Raw genomic sequence first — 3,343 nt, forward strand, 5'->3', positions numbered from 1 at the left:
CAGCGGCGGTGCAGCTCGACCGAGCCGGCGGTCACCCCGGCCCACGAACCGACCGCGGTCCGCGCCAGCAGCAGGGACGACGCGATCCCGTCCCGCGCCTCCGCCGTCCGGATCGTCGCGACGCGGTCGCGCTCGCCGGGCGTCAGTGCGCCGAGGAGCTCGTCGGCGGGAACGGTGTGCGCCCAGTGCACCTCGATCGCCACGGTGTCGTCGCTCACGGGCATCATCCTGCCTGGTCGCGCGGTTAGGGTGATCGACGACGAGGGCCCACGAAGGAGCAATGGATGGCAACGGTCACGGCGGACGGCCTCACGGTCGGGTACGCGGCGATGCTCGAGCAGTTCCACCCGACCGAGGCGGTCGAGCTGTCCGTCCACGCGGAGGCCCACGGGTTCTCCGGGGTCATGGCGGCCGACCACTACCAGCCGTGGGTGCCGGCGCAGGGGCAGGCGGCGTTCGTCTGGAACGTGCTGACCGCGCTGGGGGAGCGCACGACGGGCGACATCGGCCCCGGCGTCACCGCCCCGACGTTCCGGTGGCACCCCGCGATGGTGGCGCAGGCGTCGGCCACCCTCGCCGCGATGTACCCGGGCCGGCACTGGCTGGGCCTGGGCTCGGGCGAGGCCCTGAACGAGCACATCGTCGCCAACTACTGGCCCGAGGCCCCCGAGCGGATCAACCGCATGTTCGAGGCCATCGACATCATCAAGAAGCTGTTCGCGGCGTCGATCGCGGGCAAGGACGTCAAGCACGCCGGGCAGTTCTACAAGCTGGAGTCCACGCGCCTGTGGACCATGCCCGAGGTCGCCCCCGAGATCCTCGTCGCGACGGCCGGTCCCGTGACCGCCAAGCGCGCCGGGCGGCTGGCCGACGGGCTCATCACGGTCGGCGCACCGCTGGAGAAGATCTCCGGGTTGTTCGGCAAGTTCGACGAGGGCGCGCGCGAGGCCGGCAAGGACCCCGAGGCGATGCCGAAGGTCCTGCAGCTGCACCTGTCGTGGGCCGAGACCGACGAGCTGGCCCTGGCGCACGCGATGCACGAGTGGCCCAACGGCGGCATGAAGTTCCCCAAGGCCGACATCCGCTCGCCGTTCGACTTCGAGCAGATGGCCAAGCTGGTGCGCCCGGAGGACTTCGAGGGCCGGATGGTCATCTCGGCGGACCCCGACAAGCACCGCGCCGAGATCCAGAAGTACGTGGACCTCGGGTTCGACCGCATCTACCTGCACAACGTCGGGCGCAACCAGCGCGAGTGGATCGAGACGTTCGGGGCGGACGTGCTGCCCAACCTGGTGCGATGAGCTCCCGCCTCGAGGTCTGGGCGCCCGACGGGCTGCCCGAGATCGCGCCCGGCGACGACCTCGTGCAGCTGCTCGCCGAGCTGCTCCGCGACGACCCGCTGATCGACGGTGACATCCTCGTCCTGACCAGCAAGGTGGTCTCCAAGGCCGAGGGCCGCGTGGTCTCCGCCGACGACCGCGAGCAGGCGATCACCGACGAGACCGTCCGCGTCGTCGCGACCCGCGAGCACGCCTCGGGGGTCACCCGGATCGTGGAGAACCGGCTCGGCCTCGTCATGGCCGCGGCCGGCGTCGACGCCTCCAACACCCCCGAGGGCACCGTGCTGCTGCTGCCGCTCGACCCGGACGCGTCCGCGCGGCGGATCCGGGCGGGGCTGTCGGCGGCGTTCGGCGTCCGGGTGGGGGTCGTCATCACCGACACCGCCGGGCGCCCGTGGCGGCAGGGTGTCACCGACATCGCCATCGGCGCCGCGGGACTCGTCGTGCTCGACGACCTGCGCGGTCAGGTGGACACGTTCGGTCGGCCGCTGATCATGACGCAGGCCGCGGTGGCCGACGAGATCGCGTCGGCCGGCGAGCTGGTCAAGGGCAAGGCCGAGGGGCGGCCGCTCGCGGTCGTGCGCGGCCTCGGGCACCTGGTGACCGACGACGACGGACCGGGCGCGCGCGTGCTCGTCCGGCTCGGCGACGAGGACATGTTCCAGCAGGGCAGCGCCGAGGCGTACTCGCAGGGCTGGAAGGACGCCCTCAGGGGCCAGCCGTAGCCTTCGCGGCCGCCTTCGCCGCCTGCTTGGTGGCCCGGACCTCGCTCAGCGAGACCGGGTCGGTGACGTCCGCGATGGACCGGCGCGCCCCGGGCTCCCCGTAGGCGCCGGCGGCCTCGGCCCAGCCGGTCGGCTGCACGCCGCGCTGCTTGCCGAGCAGGGCCAGGAAGATCCGCGCCTTCTGGTCGCCGAAGCCCGGCAGCGCCTTGAGCCGCTTCAGCACCGTCGGCCCGTCCGGGTCGCCGTCGGTCCACAGCCGCGTGACGTCCCCGTCGTAGTCGCGCGCGACCGCGGCGGCCACCGCCTGGATCCGGCCGGCCATCGAGCCCGGGTAGCGGTGCACCGCGGGAGGCGTCGCGCACAGGGCCGCGAACGTCTCGGGGTCGGCCTCCGCGATGCGGTGGACGTCGAGGCCGTCCATGCGGGCGGCGATCTTGGCGGGACCCGCGAAGGCCGACTCCATGGTCACCTGCTGGTCCAGGAGCATGCCGATGAGCAGGGCGAACGGGTCGTCGGTGAGGAGCTGGTCGGCGGTCGGGTCGCCGGTGAGCCAGAGAGTCATGACAGTGATCCTCTCGCGAGTCCCGGACACGCCCAAGACGGTTCCGCCGGCCGATAAGGTCGCGCCATGGCGATGTACCCCCCGGGACCGTACGGCTACCCGGTGCACGATCCGGGGGCGCCCTACGGCCGGGACCCGTTCACGGGGCAGCCGCTGTCGGACAAGCAGAAGCTCGTCGCCGGCCTGCTGCAGATCTTCCTCGGGACGCTGGGCGTCGGGCGGTTCTACACCGGGCACACGAGCATCGCGGTCACGCAGCTCGTCCTCACGGTCGTCGGGTGGATCACCGCGTTCCTCCTCGTCGGCCTCGTGCTCGTCTTCGGCGTGGCCGTCTGGGCGTTCATCGACGGCGTGATGCTGCTGGCCACCGACAGCACGGACTCCCGCGGCCTCAAGCTCCGGTAGCGGTGATCGGGCGACCTCCCGGCGCGGCGGTGGGTTCCGGCCGGTCGGACGCGGCGCCGCGCGTATGTTTGCCCGGTGCACCCGACTCCCGGCCGAGGGAAGGSAGTGCCGTGCCCGCGATGACGCAGGAGGCCCGCCCCCTCGTGGAGTGCGAGTCGCTCGTCCGCATCCACCAGCACGGCTCCGTCGAGGTGCAGGCGCTGCAGGGACTGGACCTCACGGTGGGCGCCGGGGAGATGATCGCGGTCGTCGGGCCGTCCGGTGCGGGCAAGTCCACGCTGCTGTCGGTGCTCGCGGGCGCGGACCTGCCG

General features: G+C 72.7%; 6 protein-coding genes. 4 read left to right on the plus strand and 2 right to left on the minus strand.

Annotated elements, in window-relative coordinates:
• Positions 1-218 (minus strand): hypothetical protein (locus AC1DUQ_RS19585; protein WP_477074405.1); only part of this gene is annotated, 218 nt, incomplete at its 3' end.
• Positions 219-284: 66 nt separating this feature from the next.
• Between AC1DUQ_RS19585 and AC1DUQ_RS19590 the strand changes: the two genes are divergently transcribed.
• On the plus strand, positions 285-1,301 hold the full coding sequence (locus AC1DUQ_RS19590) for a TIGR03557 family F420-dependent LLM class oxidoreductase (protein WP_477062673.1): 1,017 nt from the start codon (positions 285-287) through the stop codon (positions 1,299-1,301).
• Entirely contained in the window at positions 1,298-2,065 is a 768-nt protein-coding gene (locus tag AC1DUQ_RS19595) for a coenzyme F420-0:L-glutamate ligase (RefSeq protein WP_477062672.1), read from the plus strand. The genes AC1DUQ_RS19590 and AC1DUQ_RS19595 overlap by 4 nt, the downstream gene beginning before the upstream one ends.
• Here AC1DUQ_RS19595 and AC1DUQ_RS19600 read toward each other — a convergent pair.
• The gene (locus AC1DUQ_RS19600) at positions 2,049-2,627 is read right to left on the minus strand and encodes an HhH-GPD-type base excision DNA repair protein (RefSeq protein ID WP_056092961.1); all 579 of its coding nucleotides are present in this window, start codon (positions 2,625-2,627) and stop codon (positions 2,049-2,051) included. The genes AC1DUQ_RS19595 and AC1DUQ_RS19600 overlap by 17 nt on opposite strands.
• 66 nt (positions 2,628-2,693) lie before the next feature.
• Between AC1DUQ_RS19600 and AC1DUQ_RS19605 the strand changes: the two genes are divergently transcribed.
• Both AC1DUQ_RS19605 and AC1DUQ_RS19610 read left to right on the plus strand, forming a co-directional pair.
• On the plus strand, positions 2,694-3,032 hold the full coding sequence (locus AC1DUQ_RS19605) for a TM2 domain-containing protein (RefSeq protein WP_477062671.1): 339 nt from the start codon (positions 2,694-2,696) through the stop codon (positions 3,030-3,032).
• Positions 3,033-3,151: 119 nt separating this feature from the next.
• The coding region (locus AC1DUQ_RS19610; RefSeq protein ID WP_477074406.1) for an ATP-binding cassette domain-containing protein at positions 3,152-3,343 on the plus strand (192 nt) is incomplete at its 3' end.

The sequence above is a fragment of the Cellulomonas sp. P4_B5_2 genome (assembly GCF_056402235.1).